General features: G+C 65.7%; 12 protein-coding genes. 8 read left to right on the forward strand and 4 right to left on the reverse strand.

What is annotated here, in order from left to right; translation table 11 throughout:
- Positions 1 to 157: 157 nt before the first annotated feature.
- Positions 158 to 601, forward strand: coding sequence for a hemerythrin domain-containing protein (locus tag EJ069_RS31345; RefSeq protein ID WP_245456373.1), 444 nt, complete (start codon positions 158 to 160; stop codon positions 599 to 601).
- A 78-nt stretch (positions 602 to 679) separates the two neighbouring features.
- Here EJ069_RS31345 and EJ069_RS31350 read toward each other — a convergent pair whose 3' ends face one another.
- Positions 680 to 1,402: a Crp/Fnr family transcriptional regulator gene (locus tag EJ069_RS31350; RefSeq protein ID WP_348639351.1), complete on the reverse strand. Its 723-nt coding sequence runs from the start codon at positions 1,400 to 1,402 to the stop codon at positions 680 to 682.
- A gap of 143 nt (positions 1,403 to 1,545) precedes the next feature.
- Here EJ069_RS31350 and EJ069_RS31355 point away from each other — a divergent pair, with 143 nt between their 5' ends.
- The 7 genes from EJ069_RS31355 (at position 1,546) to EJ069_RS31380 (ending at position 10,755) form a co-directional block, all read left to right on the forward strand.
- Complete coding sequence (locus EJ069_RS31355) at positions 1,546 to 2,148, forward strand: ANTAR domain-containing response regulator (RefSeq protein ID WP_042638220.1); 603 nt, start codon at positions 1,546 to 1,548, stop codon at positions 2,146 to 2,148.
- Positions 2,145 to 3,371, forward strand: coding sequence for a CmpA/NrtA family ABC transporter substrate-binding protein (locus EJ069_RS31360; protein WP_126064414.1), 1,227 nt, complete (start codon positions 2,145 to 2,147; stop codon positions 3,369 to 3,371). Before EJ069_RS31355 ends, EJ069_RS31360 begins: the two co-directional genes overlap by 4 nt.
- Before the next feature lie 320 nt (positions 3,372 to 3,691).
- Positions 3,692 to 3,859, forward strand: a complete 168-nt coding sequence (locus EJ069_RS32960) for a hypothetical protein (RefSeq protein ID WP_189341465.1) — start codon at positions 3,692 to 3,694, stop codon at positions 3,857 to 3,859.
- A 62-nt stretch (positions 3,860 to 3,921) separates the two neighbouring features.
- Complete coding sequence (locus EJ069_RS31365; RefSeq protein ID WP_126064415.1) at positions 3,922 to 5,223, forward strand: nitrate/nitrite transporter; 1,302 nt, start codon at positions 3,922 to 3,924, stop codon at positions 5,221 to 5,223.
- A 17-nt stretch (positions 5,224 to 5,240) separates the two neighbouring features.
- Entirely contained in the window at positions 5,241 to 7,691 is a 2,451-nt protein-coding gene (nirB, locus tag EJ069_RS31370) for a nitrite reductase large subunit NirB (RefSeq protein WP_126064416.1), read from the forward strand.
- Positions 7,692 to 7,752: 61 nt separating this feature from the next.
- The gene (gene nirD / locus EJ069_RS31375; protein WP_126064417.1) at positions 7,753 to 8,082 is read left to right on the forward strand and encodes a nitrite reductase small subunit NirD; all 330 of its coding nucleotides are present in this window, start codon (positions 7,753 to 7,755) and stop codon (positions 8,080 to 8,082) included.
- A gap of 3 nt (positions 8,083 to 8,085) precedes the next feature.
- Positions 8,086 to 10,755: a nitrate reductase gene (locus EJ069_RS31380; protein WP_126064418.1), complete on the forward strand. Its 2,670-nt coding sequence runs from the start codon at positions 8,086 to 8,088 to the stop codon at positions 10,753 to 10,755.
- A 113-nt stretch (positions 10,756 to 10,868) separates the two neighbouring features.
- On the opposite strand, the gene EJ069_RS31385 is transcribed toward EJ069_RS31380, so the two are convergent.
- From EJ069_RS31385 to EJ069_RS31395, 3 genes are read right to left on the reverse strand one after another with little or no spacing between them, the layout of a single operon-like run.
- Positions 10,869 to 11,855 (reverse strand): ABC transporter permease, encoded by a 987-nt coding sequence (locus EJ069_RS31385; protein ID WP_126064419.1) that lies wholly within the window; start codon positions 11,853 to 11,855, stop codon positions 10,869 to 10,871.
- Positions 11,852 to 12,838 (reverse strand): ABC transporter permease, encoded by a 987-nt coding sequence (locus tag EJ069_RS31390; protein ID WP_126064420.1) that lies wholly within the window; start codon positions 12,836 to 12,838, stop codon positions 11,852 to 11,854. Before EJ069_RS31390 ends, EJ069_RS31385 begins: the two co-directional genes overlap by 4 nt.
- Positions 12,835 to 14,379 carry a sugar ABC transporter ATP-binding protein gene (locus tag EJ069_RS31395; RefSeq protein WP_126064933.1) on the reverse strand — a complete coding sequence of 515 codons (1,545 nt, stop codon included), beginning with the start codon at positions 14,377 to 14,379 and terminating at the stop codon, positions 12,835 to 12,837. Before EJ069_RS31395 ends, EJ069_RS31390 begins: the two co-directional genes overlap by 4 nt.
- Positions 14,380 to 14,478 lie beyond the last annotated feature (99 nt).

Below are 14,478 nucleotides of genomic sequence, written 5' to 3' on the forward strand. Positions count from 1 at the left end.
GTCGCGCTATGAGGCGATGTCCAGAAAGGATGCTCCATGTCCGACTTTCTTCCTCGGCGTCGCGACGGTGATCGCCACCGTGGGCTGGCGATGTTCCCGATCCTGTTGCCGTCGAGCAGCAACCCTCCTTAAGCCCGGGCGTGACGGAGGAGCTATCATGACGAGCGCCGAGCAGGAGCCGCTGCATAGCCCGGCAGATATGCGGCGGGCGCATATGCAGAAGCTCGCGCTCTGCCACATGCTCGAAGGCATCGCCGACGACCTGCCGTCGCGCGTCGACCGGCTCCAGTGCCTGGCTGTGGCGGCCGATCTCCTGCCGCTGCTGCGCGAGTGCCACCGCTTCGAGGAAGAGGTCGTCTTCCCTGCCTTCGTGCGGCAGACGGGCGAGGACGACACCGTCGCGCGACTGAAGCTCGAGCACCTGGAGGATGAAAGCGCGGCGGCGGATCTCAGCGAGGCGCTGCTGGCCTACGGCCACGGTCGGCAGATCGAAAATCCCGAGGCGTTCGGCTACATGCTGCGCGCCTTCTTCGAATCGTTGCGCCGCCACATTGCCTTTGAGCGCGACCACGTGCTGCCGAAGGTTCTCGGCAATCAGTAGGCATCTGTTACGCAATTCCGGACGGAAAACCGCTACGCACTTTTCCTGGAATTGCTCTCTAAAGGAAAGTGGCGGGGATCAGTCCCCGGCCCGCGCGGCCAGGCGCCCGATGTCGTCGACGATGACGTGGCGGTTGTTTTCGACGCGGATGACGCCCTCGCCCCGCAGCCGGGTGATCTGCCGGCTTACCGTCTCGACGGTGAGACCCAGGAAATCCGAGATCTCCGCACGCGACAGAGGCAGATCGAAAGCGGCGCCGCGCCGCTCCGGCCCGGCGGCGGGGTCGATGTTGCGCGCGATCATCAGAAGGAAGCTCGCGATCTTCTCGGAGGCTGTCTTGCGGCCGAGCGCCACCATCCAGTCGCGCGCCTGGTCGAGCTCGCGTAGCTTCTGTTCGAGCAGGCGATGCTCAAGGTCTGGCTGTTCCTTTATCATGCGCTCCAGCGCCTGGCGCGGGAACGAGCACAGTTCGACGTCGGTCGCCGCCTCGGCGCTGAGCGTGCTCTCGCTCTGGAACGGCCTGCCGAGGAAATCGGGAGCGAATTGCAGGCCGACAATCTGCTGGCGGCCGTCAGAAAGCGTCTTGGTCAGCTTCACGACGCCTGAAAGGACGTTCGAGAAACGCTCGACGCTCCTGGAATCGCCCACCAGTTCCTTGCCGGCCTCGGCCCTGTGCCGTTTCGTCGATCTGGCAAGATCGACGAGCTGCCCGGCGTTGAGCGCGCCGCATATGCCACGATGCCGCGCCTCGCATGAAACGCAGAGTACCGGGACGCCTGTCGTGTGAATATCTTCGCGCACGATGGAACATCTATAGTGTTCCCGCCCTTCACCGGCAACGCAGGCCGGGACGCGAAAGCGTCGCAGCCCTCCCGACGATCGGGTGGAAACCAATCCGTCGACTGCCGCATTGCACAATTGCGGTCTGGCTGCACAATAGGCGCATGTCCACCGGTTCGTTGACCATCCTTGTTATCGACGAGAACCGCATCCGCGCCTCGATCATCGAGGCCGGATTGCGGGATGCCGGCCATCGCCATGTCACGGTGATCCATGACGTGGCCGGCATTGCCCGGCGCATCGCCGAGATCGAGCCGGACGTCATCGTCATCGATCTGGAAAACCCCAATCGCGACATGCTGGAGAACATGTTCCAGCTGTCGCGCGCGGTGAAGCGGCCGATCGCCATGTTCGTCGACCGCTCTGACCAGGCCTCGATCGAGGCCGCGGTCGATGCGGGCGTGTCCGCCTATGTCGTCGACGGGCTGAAGAAGGAGCGCATCAAGCCCATCCTCGACATGGCGATCAGCCGCTTCAACGCCTTCTCGCGCATGGCGCGTGAATTGGAGGAGGCGCGCAGCGAGCTGGAGAACCGCAAGGTCATCGACCGGGCCAAGGGCATATTGATGAAGTCGCGGGGCTTGAGCGAGGAGGCTGCCTACACGCTTCTGCGCAAGACCGCGATGAACCAGAACCGCAAGATCGCCGAGATCGCCCAGAGCCTGGTGACCGCAGCGGGCTTGCTGGGACCGCTGGAGGGCGAATGAGCATGGCGCACGAAATCACCGCCGGCTTCATGCCGCTCTTCGACAGCGCGGTCCTGGTCGCGGCCGGCGAGATGGGCTTTGCCGCACGCGAGGGCATCGAGCTCAAGCTGCAGCGTGAGACCTCCTGGGCCAACATCCGTGACCGCATCGCCATCGGCCATTTCGATGTCGCGCACATGCTGGGGCCGATGCCGCTCGCCTGCAGCCTCGGGCTGACTCCGCTTGCCTCGGAGACCATCGTGCCCTTCTCCCTCGGGCTCGGCGGCAACTGCGTCACCGTGTCCAACGAGGTTTGGGACGGCATGGCGGCGCAAGGTGCCGCGCCCGACCTCGATCCGGGGCGCGCCGGGGCAGCGCTCGGCGCGCTGATCCGCGAGCGGGCGGGTGCCGGCCGCGAGCCACTGCGCTTCGCCGTCGTGCATCCGCATTCCGGGCACAATTACGAACTGCGCTACTGGCTTGCCGCCTGCGGCATCGAACCCGACCGAGACATCGAGATCGTCATCGTGCCGCCGCCCTTCATGGCCGACGCGCTGGCCGCCGGCCGCATCGACGGCTATTGCGTCGGCGAGCCCTGGAACAGCGCCGCTGTCGCGGCCGGAACCGGCCGCATCGTCACCGTCAAGGCGCTGCTCTGGCGCAACAGTCCGGAAAAGGTGATCGGCGCGCGCAAAGTGTGGGCCGAGGAGAACCCGGAGGCGCTTGCAGCACTTCTCAGGGCGTTGCATCACGCCGCCCGCTGGTGCCAGGAACCGGCGAACCGCGGCGAACTGGCCGCCCTGATGTCAAGGCCGGCCTTCCTTGGGCAGCCGGAGGCAATCCAGATGCCGGCACTTACCGGACGCCTTCAGCTTGGCGGCGGCGTGGAGCGGCGCGTCGAGGATTTCTTCCTTCCCTTCGACAAGGCGGCGAACTTTCCCTGGAAGAGCCATGCGCTGTGGTTCTACACGCAAATGGTGCGCTGGGGACAATTGCCGCACACTCCGCAGAACCTCGCCATCGCCCGCGACTGCTATCGGCCCGACCTCTACCGCTCGGCCTTGAAGCCGCTCGGCGTGGCGCTGCCCGGCGCCAATGCCAAGGTCGAAGGCGCGCTGAAGGTTGCGACGCCAGTCGGCTCGGCGGGGGCGAGCCTGGTGCTTGGTCCCGACGGATTTTTCGACGGCCAGATCTTCGATCCGGACCGGATCGACGCCTACATTGCCGGCCAGAAACGCGCCTGATCATTCGCGCGCCAGTCTTGTGCGATGCACAAAATTTGTGCGGCATGTCCATGCCATTGATCAATGTTTGACCGCGTTGCAGCTTGGCTCCGCCGCAGTCGGATTGGGCTAGAAGACTGATTTTAAATGAAATTCTGGTCTCTCGTAAAACTGGCACGCTTCGTGCTTTGAAATAACCGAGCCCCTCGTGGGCAACAGAACAGGCGTCCAATGGCGGGCGCCACAGGCAAAGCTGCCGCTCAGGTCACCACGCGATCCCGGATGTACGGACGCGAGAGGGCCTGGACGGCAGCTTTTTTCGTTTTGGACCGGAGATGACGATGACCAGACGGATCGGACCCTCGCTCAAGGATTTCACCCGCCGCGATGTCCTGGCGAGCAGCGCGCTGACGGCGGTGCTGTTCATTGCCGCGCTGTTCTTTTTTCCCGCCAGTCACGAAGCCGAGGGCAAGGGTCCGCAAGTGACCGCGCAAGCCCCGTCGCGCTGACCGATGCCGCACGCCTGATCAACACCACACGCGGCGCCTGCCGCCGCAAACCGGAGCCAACCATGACCGTAAACCTCCCAGCCGCGCAAAGCCAGGACAGTGCTCCCCGGCAAGCGCTCGTCATGTCCACCATCGCCTTCACCGTGTGCTTCGCGGTGTGGACGATCTTTTCCATCATCGGCGTGCGCATCAAGCAGGAGCTCGGGCTGAACGAGACCGAGTTCGGCCTGCTTGTCGGCACGCCGATCCTCACCGGCTCGCTCGTACGCATGGTGCTCGGCGTCTGGACCGACCGCTACGGCGGCCGCCTGGTCTACACGCTCACCATGCTCGCGGCGGCGGTCGCGACTTTCCTGCTCGCATTTGCCCACACCTATCAGCAGATGTTGGTCGCAGCGCTCGGCGTCGGCCTTGCAGGCGGCTCTTTTGCCGTCGGCGTCGCCTATGTCTCGCGCTTCTTCCCTGCCGGCAAACAAGGCACGGCGCTCGGCATTTTCGGCGTCGGCAATGTCGGTGCGGCGGTCACCAAGTTCCTGGCGCCGCTCGTGCTGCTTGCCTGGGGCTGGCAGTCGGTGGCGCTGATCTGGGCCGCGGCGCTGGTCGTCATGGCGATCGTCTTCTGGTTCACCACCAACGACGATCCTGTCATCCGCGAACGCCGTGCCGGCAAGGCGGCGCCGGCGAGGAGCTTCTGGCAGGAATTCGCGCCGCTGAAGAACCGGCAGGTCTGGCGCTTCGCCTTCTACTATTTCTTCGCCTTCGGCGCGTTCGTGGCGCTGTCGCTGTGGCTACCGCGCTACCTGATCGGCGTCTACGGCTTCGGCATCGCCACCGCCGGCATGATCGGCGCCGCCTATTCGATCCCCGCAAGCATCTTCCGCGCCTATGGCGGCGTGCTGTCCGACCGCATCGGTGCCCGCACCGTGCTCTATAGGACCTTCAGCGTCTCTGCCGTCGCGACCCTCGTTCTGTCTCTCCCCTCGGTAGATTACGTGGTGCGCGGCATCAGCGGGCCGATCCCGTTCCACTTCGAGATCGGCCCGCTCGCCTTCATCGCCGTCGCCTCCGTGCTCGGCTTCTTCATGAGCCTCGGCAAGGCCGCCGTCTACAAGCACATCCCAGCTTATTATCCGCACAGCGTCGGCGCGGTCGGCGGCGTGGTCGGCATGATCGGCGGCCTCGGCGGCTTCATCCTGCCGATCGCCTTCGGCGCGCTGAATGACCTCACCGGCGTCTGGTCGAGCTGCTTCATGCTGCTCTTCGTGATCGTCTTGTCCTGTCTGGTCTGGATGCACTTCAGCATCCGCCGCATGGAGCGACGGGCGGACGTCAAGACATCGTCCCTTTCCTACGCCGCCGAATAGATCGGAGCAGACCGGACATGAGCGAGAAACTCGTCATCATCGGCAATGGCATGGCGCCGGGCAGAATGCTGGAGCACCTGCTGGAGGAAGCGCCCGACCGCTACAGCGTCACCATCTTCAACGCCGAGCCGCGCGTGAACTACGACCGCATCATGCTGTCGCCGGTGCTGTCGGGCGAGAAGGCGTTCGAGGAAATCGTCATCCATGGCGACGGCTGGTACATCAAGCACGGCATCACCCTCTACAAGGGCCACCGCATCGTCGCCATCGACCGTGAGGCCAAGACCGTCACCTCGGACCACGGCGTGACCGAAAGCTATGACCGGCTGGTCATCGCCACCGGCTCGGTCCCGTTCATCATCCCGGTGCCGGGGAAAGACCTGCCGGGCGTGCTCAGCTACCGCGACCTCGACGACGTCAACGCCATGCTGCTTGCGGCGCAGTCGCGCGCCAAGGCGGTCGTCATAGGCGGCGGCCTGCTCGGCCTCGAAGCCGCTGCGGGGCTGAAGGAACGCGGCATGGATGTGACCGTGCTGCACGTCATGCCGACGCTGATGGAGCGCCAGCTCGATCCGGCCGCCGGCTACCTGCTGCAGAAGGCCGTCGAGGCGCGCGGCATCAAGGTCATGACCAAGGCCAACACCAAGGCGATTGTCGGCAACGGCAAGGTCGAGGGTGTCGAACTGATGGACGGCACGATCATCCCGGCAACTCTGGTGGTTATGGCGGTCGGCATCCGCCCGAGCACCGCTTTGGCCAAGGAGGCCGGGCTCGAGGTCAATCGCGGCATCGTCGTCGATGACCGCATGCGGACCTCCGATCCTGCCATCATGGCGCTTGGCGAATGCGCCGAGGTCGGCGGCCATGTCTATGGACTGGTCGCCCCGCTCTACGAGATGGCGCGGGTCGCTGCGGCCGCGCTGGCGGACAGCGAGGACAGGCGGTTCGTCCATTCCGACACGCCGACCAAGCTCAAGGTCACCGGCATCGACCTCTATTCGCTGGGCGACTTCGCCGATGGCGAGGACCGTGAGGAGATCATCCTGCGCGACGCATCCGCCGGCATCTACAAGCGCCTCGTGCTGCAGGACAACCGCATCATCGGCACGGTGCTGTTCGGCGAGACGGGTGACGGCGCCTGGTTCAACGACCTCAAGAAGAAGGCGACCGATATCTCCGAGATGCGCGACACGCTGATCTTCGGCCAGGCGTTTCAGGGAGGCGTTTCCTCGGACCCTTTGGCGGCCGTTGCAGCACTGGCGGATGATGCGGAAATCTGCGGCTGCAACGGCGTCTGCAAGGGCAAGATCACCGGCGCGATCACGGCCAAGGGGATTACCGGCCTCGACGATGTGCGGGCCCACACCAAGGCTTCGGCCTCCTGCGGCTCGTGCACAGGTTTGGTCGAACAGCTGCTGAAGCTGACGCTGGGCGAAGCCTACAACCCTGCGGCCGTGCAGCCGATGTGCGGCTGCACGAGCCTCGGCCATGATGATGTGCGGCGCCTGATCAAGGCGAAGGGCCTGAAGACAATTCCGGCCGTCATGCAGGAACTCGAATGGAAGACCTCCTGCGGCTGCGCAAAATGCCGGCCGGCGCTTAACTATTATCTCGTCTGCGACTGGCCGGACCAATATGCCGACGACTATCAGTCGCGCTTCATCAACGAGCGCGTGCACGCCAACATCCAGAAGGATGGCACCTATTCGGTGGTGCCGCGCATGTGGGGCGGCGTGACCAGCGCAAACGAATTGCGCGCCATTGCCGATGTCGTCGACAAGTTCCGTATTCCAACCGTCAAGGTGACCGGCGGCCAGCGCATCGACATGCTGGGCATCCGCAAGGAAGACCTGCCGGCCGTATGGGCCGATCTCGGCAAGGCCGGCTTCGTCTCCGGCCATGCCTATGCCAAGGGTCTGCGCACGGTGAAGACCTGCGTCGGTTCCGACTGGTGCCGCTTCGGCACCCAGGATTCGACCGGGCTCGGCATCCGCATCGAGAAATTCATGTGGGGCTCGTGGACGCCGGCCAAGGTGAAGATGGCGGTATCGGGATGCCCGCGCAACTGCGCGGAGGCGACCTGCAAGGATGTCGGCGTGGTCTGCGTCGACTCCGGCTACGAAATCCATTTCGCGGGCGCTGCCGGCCTCGACATCAAGGGCACCGAAGTGCTGGGACTGGTGAAGACCGAGGACGAGGCGCTGGAGGTCATCGTGGCGCTCGTCCAGATGTATCGCGAGCAGGCGCGCTATCTCGAGCGCATCTACAAATGGGGCAAGCGGATCGGCACCGCCGAGATCAAAAAACAGATCCTGGATGATGGCGAAAAGCGCAGAGCCTATTACGAGCGCTTCGTCTTCAGCCAGAAATTCGCCCAGGTCGATCCATGGTCGGAGCGCGTCTCCGGCAAGGACAAGCACGAGTTCCGGCCGATGGCGTCGGTCGGGTTCGCGGAGGCTGCGGAATGATGGAAAGGTTTGCGCGAGGCACCTGGGTGCCTTCCTATCAGCCAAAGACGAGGACGGCCGCATGACCTGGACACCGATCGGCTCCATCGCCGACATTCCGCCGCGCGGCGCGCGCTGCGTGGCCACGCCGCAAGGCAAGATCGCTGTCTTCCGCACGGCGGACGACCAGGTCTTTGCCATCGACGACCATTGCCCGCACAAAGGCGGGCCGCTGAGCCAAGGCATTGTCCACGGCGCCGCGGTGACCTGCCCGCTGCACAATTGGGTGATCTCGCTGGAGACGGGAAAGGCGCTCGGCGCCGACGAGGGCACGGTGCGAACGATCCCGGTCAAGGTCGAGGACGAGCGGCTGTTCATCGCGCTCGAAGCGCTGGCCTCGAAAGCGGCCTGAGGCATGGACGAAGCGCGCGAGGTGAGGACCACCTGCCCCTATTGCGGGGTGGGTTGCGGCGTGCTGGCCAAGATCGCCGCGGACGGCACGACGTCCGTCCGCGGCGATCCCGATCACCCGGCCAATTTCGGTAAGCTCTGTTCGAAGGGGACGGCGCTCGGCGAGACGCTCCGTCTGGAAGGCCGTCTGCTCCAGCCGGAAATCGGCGGCAGGCAGGCCGATTGGGACGAAGCGCTCGACCTCGTGGCCGAAAAATTCTCGCGGACGATCGCCGAGCATGGGCCGGAGTCGGTCGCCTTCTATGTGTCCGGCCAGTTGCTCACCGAGGACTATTACGTCGCCAACAAGCTGATGAAAGGCTTCATCGGCTCGGCCAATATCGACACCAATTCGCGGCTCTGCATGGCCTCGTCCGTCGCCGGCCACCGCCGCGCCTTCGGCGAGGACATTGTCCCGGGCGTCTATGAGGACTTCGAGTGCGCCGATCTCGTCGTGCTCACCGGCTCCAACACCGCCTGGTGCCATCCGGTGCTCTACCAGCGCATGCTCGCAGCGCGCCGGGAGCGTGGAACGAAAATCGTCGTCATCGATCCTCGCCGCACCGCGACCGCCGACGAGTGCGACCTGCATCTGGCGCTGGACCCTGGCACGGACGTGCTGTTGTTCAATGGGCTGCTCGCGCATCTCGTCCTGACCGGAAAGATCGATACCGATTTCATTCGTGACCATACGTCGGGCTTCGACGCCACGGCCGCGCTTGCCTGCGCCGATGCGCCGTCGATCGCGCGTGTCGCGAAAGGCTGCGGATTTGCGGCCGCCGACGTCCAGGCCTTCTACGATCTCTTCGCCGCCGCAGAGCGGACCGTCACGGTCTACAGTCAGGGCGTCAACCAGTCGGCGCATGGAACCGACAAGGTCAACGCCATCATCAACTGCCACCTCGCCACCGGCCGCATCGGCAAGCCCGGCATGGGGCCGTTCTCGGTCACCGGGCAGCCCAACGCCATGGGCGGCCGCGAGGTGGGTGGCCTGGCCAACCAGCTCGCCGCGCATATGGACTTCGCCGATGAGGCAAACATCGACCGCGTGTCCCGCTTCTGGAAGGCGGCCGACATCGCGCGGCGCGGCGGCCTGAAAGCCGTGGATATGTTCCAGGCGGTCACCGACGGCCGCATCAAGGCGCTGTGGGTGATGGGCACCAATCCCGCCGTCTCCATGCCGGACGCCTCGCGCGTGCGCGCCGCGCTCGCCAAATGCGATTTCGTCGTGGTCTCGGATGTGACCCGCACCGACACCACGCGCTATGCCGACGTGCTGCTGCCGGCCGCCGCCTGGGGCGAGAAGGACGGCACGGTCACCAATTCGGAACGGCGTATCTCGCGCCAGCGGCCCTTCCTGCCGCCGCCAGGCGAGGCGAGAGCCGACTGGCTGATCGTCTGCGACGTCGCCACCCGCATGGGGTTTGGCGACGCCTTCCCATACCAGTCGCCGGCCGAAATCTTCCGCGAGCATGCGGCGCTTTCCGCCTTCGAGAACAGGGGCGAGCGCCTGTTCGATCTCGGCGGTTTTGCTGATCTTACCGATGAAGACTATTCCACCTTCGCGCCGCGTCATTGGCCCGCGTCGGAACGAGGCGAGCGCCAGACGAGATTGTTCGGAGACGGCCGCTTCCCGACGTCGGACGGCCGCGCACGCTTCGTGCCCGTCCGGCAGGAGGCAACGGCCTTCACTGTCGATGCCGACTATCCGCTTGCCCTGAACACCGGTCGGCTGCGCGATCAGTGGCACACGATGACGCGCACCGGCAACGTGCCGCGATTGATGGCCAACGCCCCGGAGCCGGCGGTCGATCTTCATCCGTCGGATGCGGCCGCGCATCGTCTCAAAGATGGCGATCTGGCGCAGCTTTCAACCCGTTTCGGCTTCGTTCGGGCGAGAGTACGCGTGGCCGACTCCCAACGGCGTGGCCATGCTTTCCTGCCCATGCATTGGAGCGGACAGTTTGCGGCCAGGGCCGCCGCCGGTCTGCTGTCCTCGCCGGTCACCGATCCGCATTCCGGCCAACCGGAGCTCAAGCATGTTCCGGTCAGGATCGTGCGGGAGAATTCCGGCTGGGCCGGCGTGCTCATCACACGCCGTAATCTGCGGCCGACAGGTTTCGTTCACTGGAGTCGGCATCCGGTCGAGGGGGGCTGGGTCTACGAACTGACCGGAACCGAGCCGCCGGATCAGGGTATTCTCCTGGCGCGCAAGCTGCTCGCTGTCCAGCGGCAGGATCAGCTTCTGGAATACACTGATCGCCGCGGGCTCTCTTATCGCGCAGCAGCCGTCGACTATGGGGGCGCCATGGCGGAAGCCCTGCTGGTTGCCGGGCCGGACCAGTTGCCGGCGCGCGACTGGCTGGTGTCCCTGCTCGCCACGCGCCAGAAGCTGTCGACAACAGATCGCCATGCGCTTCTATCCGGCCGCTCGCCCGTGCCCATGCCGGCTATTGGACGCGTCGTGTGCGCGTGCTTCCATGTCGGCGCCAACCAGCTCGCGTCAGCGGTCGCTTCGGGATGCGACAGCCTCGAGGCGATCGGCTCGACCCTGCGCGCCGGCACCAATTGCGGCTCGTGCCGCTCCGAGATACGTGCGATCATCGGCGCCCGCCAGGTGCAGGCGGCGGAGTGAGCCGTGCGCCGGCTAAACCATTTCACCGTCTCACCGAAACGGTGAAATGGTTTATCTTCTTGTTTTTACGCAACTCCGGACGGAAAACCGCTCACACTTTTCCTGGGATTGCTCTAGCGGTCCTCGACGATGCGCAGATAGGCCGCCGTCACGAACAGCACGATGAAGCCGAACAGGATGCGGCGACCGCCTTCGGGCATCTGCAGGATGGTGAGCAGCGTCGTCAGCACGGTCAGGATCAGCGCGCCGATGATGGTGCCGGTGTAGCCGCCGCGACCGCCGAAGATAGAGGTGCCGCCGATGACGGCGGCGGCCACCGAAGGCAGCACCAGCGGCTCGGCGAGCGACAGCGAAGGCGCCTTGATCAGGCCGATATAGAGCAGCCCGGTGATGCCGGCGAGCAGGCTGGAGAGGACGTAGAGCGCCGTGATCACCTGCCAGTAGCGGACGCCGGACAGGCGCGCGGCTCGCTCATTGTCGCCGACGGCATAGAGCAGGCGGCCGAAGCCGGTGCGGTTCAGCATGAAGACGATCAGCACGGCCACGGGCACGAACAGCAGAAGCGCGTTGGGAAAACCGTAGGTGACGCCGGTGCCCAGCCAGTTGAGGAAATCCGGGATCTTCGCGCCGGACGCGATCACGGTTCGCTGGTAGACCTGCAGGAAGCCGGTGCCGATCAGGCTGGTGCCGAGCGTCATGATCAGCGGATGCACGCGGAACACGCCGACGCCGATGCCGTTGACGAGGCCGATCAGCACGGCGGGCAGCATGGCCAGCAGGAATGCCACCGTCGGATCCTGATTGACGATCTGAGTCGCCATGATGAAGGCGCTCATCGTCGCCACCGTGCCGACGGAAAGGTCGATGCCGCCGGTCAGCATGGTCATTGTCTGGCAGCCGGCGAGGATCGCCAGCGGAATGGCGAACTTCGCCGTGTTGGCGAGCCAGCGCTCGTTGACGATGCCGGGGCGCAGGATCTGCAGGATCACCACGAGGATGATCAAGAGGACGATCAACGGGATCAGCGGCCGGTCCGCCATGAAGCGCTTCAGGCGGCGACCGAACGAAACGGGCCGGGGCATGGTCGCGATGTCGGTCATGGCGTTGCTCCTGCCGGGCGGCTCCGCATGGTGATGAAGGCGCCGAACATCACGACCGCGACCATGATCAAGCCTTCGATGATGGCGGTGACATTCGGATCGATGGCCAGAAGCGTCAGGTCGGTGCGCACCAGCCTCAGCACGAAGACGGCGATGATCGGTCCGAGCAGGCCGCCCTTGCCGCCGCCGAGGGCGACGCCGCCCAGCACCACGGCGGCGACGCTGGCGAGCAGATAAGGCCCGGGGATCGGCGCGCCGATGCCGGTGCTGATGGTGAGCGACAGGCCGCCGAGCGCCGCGAACAGGCCGGAGAGCGCATAGGCGATGATCCTGGTGCGCCCCACCGGTACGCCACTGCGGAAGGCGGCGAGCTCGTTGCTGCCGATGGCGTAGATGGAGAGGCCGAGGCGCGAGCGCCTGAGCGGAATCCACACGATGCAGAGACAGACGACGAGCAGCACCAGCGCCTTCGGCACCCAAGCATCGGCCCAATCGGGCAGACCGGGTACCGGCACCGTGCCGATGACGCTGGCCTTCAGCCATTCGGCGGCCGCGCCTCCGGGAGCGCCGAGCACGAGGAGCGCCGCGCCCTGCAGCACGAACAGCATGGCAAGGGTGACGACGATGTCGGGCACCCGGGTGACGACAATGAGGATACCGTTCAGCGCGCCGAGGACCAGCCCCATGGCCAGCACGAAGGGCACGACGAAGAGCGCATATTCCTCGCTGGCGCCGTTCATCATCGAGGCTGCGGTCACGCTGGTCAGCGCCATCATGGCGGCGACCGAAAGGTCGATGCCGCCGGCGATGACGACGACGGTCTGGGCTGCAACCGCGAAGGCGTAAGGCAGGACGGCTCGCGCCAGCGAGCCGAAGTCGCCGCTGCCATAGCCGGGCTGGATCAGCTTGGTGACGACGAAGAGGAAGATCAGCAGGGCGAAGAGACCGGCCACCCAGCCCTGGTTGCGGAAGAAGCGGCTCATGGCGCGACCTCCGCATCGGAAGCGGGTTTGACCTCGGCAAGGATACCGACATCGGCCCTGGCGCCGCGCGGCAGGCCGTAGGCGGCACGCATCAGCGCCGGCTCGTCGGCTTCTTCCACCGGGAAAGTGTCGACGACGCGGCCGCCGAAGATGACGATGACGCGGTCGCAGACGCGCTGCACCTCCTCCATCTCGGAGGTGTAGAACAATACCGACTTGCCTTGGCCGGCGAGCTCGCGCAGCAGCTTGTATATTTCCTGCTTGGTGCCGACATCGATGCCGCGCGTCGGGTCGAAGCAAAGGATGGTGCGGGCGTTGGCCGCGATCCAGCGGGCGATGGTCACCTTCTGCTGGTTGCCGCCGGAAAGGCGCTGCACCTCGCCCTGGGCGCGGGTGTCGATCTGCAGCCTGCCGATGGCGCCGGAAACCACAAACTCCTCGCGCCGCATGCGGATCGGCCCCCATTTGCGCAGCCCGGCGCTGAAGGGCAGCGCGATGTTCTCGCGCACCGAACGCTGCATGGCCAAGGCCTCGGTGCGGTCGCCCGGCACATAGGCGATGCCGGCCTGGATGGCGTCGCTGGGATGCGAGAATTTCACCGGCGCGCCGTCGACGTCGATCGTGCCGCCGGTCGGGCGGATCGAGCCGGCAAGCGCTGCGAAGAGCTCGTCCTGACCCTGGCCCTCGAGCGCGAAGACGCCGACGACCTCGCCATTGGCGAGATCGAAGGAGACGTCGTTGAGCTTGGTGCCGAGCTGCAGGTTGCGCACCGACAAGCGCGGCCGGCCGCCGGCCGCAACCGCCACATCATTCGCCGCTCGCGCGGCGACGCGCGTCTTCTCGATGCGGGTTCCGAGCATCATCTCGACTATTCTTTCCTCGACGCCCGGCTCGATGTCGATGACGCCGACAGTGGAGCCGTCGCGCAGCACGGTGGCGCGGTCGCAGAGCGCGGAGATCTCGACGAAACGGTGCGAGATGAAGATGACCGAGCGGCCGGCGTCACCCTGGCGGCGCACGACTTCCAGCACTTTCTCGGCGAGGTTCGCGGGCAGCGCCGCGGTCATCTCGTCGAGCAGCAGCACGTCGGGCTCGACGGCGAGAGCGCGCGCAAGGTCGAGCACGCGCAGGATGGCCAGAGGGATATGGCGGGCCGTCTCGCGGATGTCGAGGTCGGGAATGCCGAGCTCGCGCACCCATGCGCGGAAGGGCTCGACCGGCGTGCCGGTGAGCCTGAGATTGGAGAGGACGTCGAGATCCGGAATCAGTGACGGCTCCTGGTAGACCGGCAGCAGACCGGCGCGGCGGGCGGCGGCGGGGGAGCGGACGTCGAGCTGCTGGCCACGGATCAGGATGCGTCCGGCATCCGCCTTGATCGCCCCGGTCAGGATCTTCACCAGCGTCGACTTGCCGGCGCCGTTGGCGCCCATCAGCGCGTGCACTTCACCCGGCAGGACGGACAGCGAAGCGTTGCGCAGCGCGGCAACCGCGCCGTAATTCTTAGCCACGTCGGTGGCGTCGAGGAGAGGGTTTTGCGGCAATGAGTTTGTCAAATCGTCTGGTTCTCGTTCCAGAAACTAATGCAGGCGCCGGCCGAAGCCAGATGATCTCCCCCTTCTCCCCTTGTGGGCGAAGGTGTC

The organism is Mesorhizobium sp. M2A.F.Ca.ET.043.05.1.1, assembly GCF_003952445.1.
Lineage (GTDB): Bacteria > Pseudomonadota > Alphaproteobacteria > Rhizobiales > Rhizobiaceae > Mesorhizobium.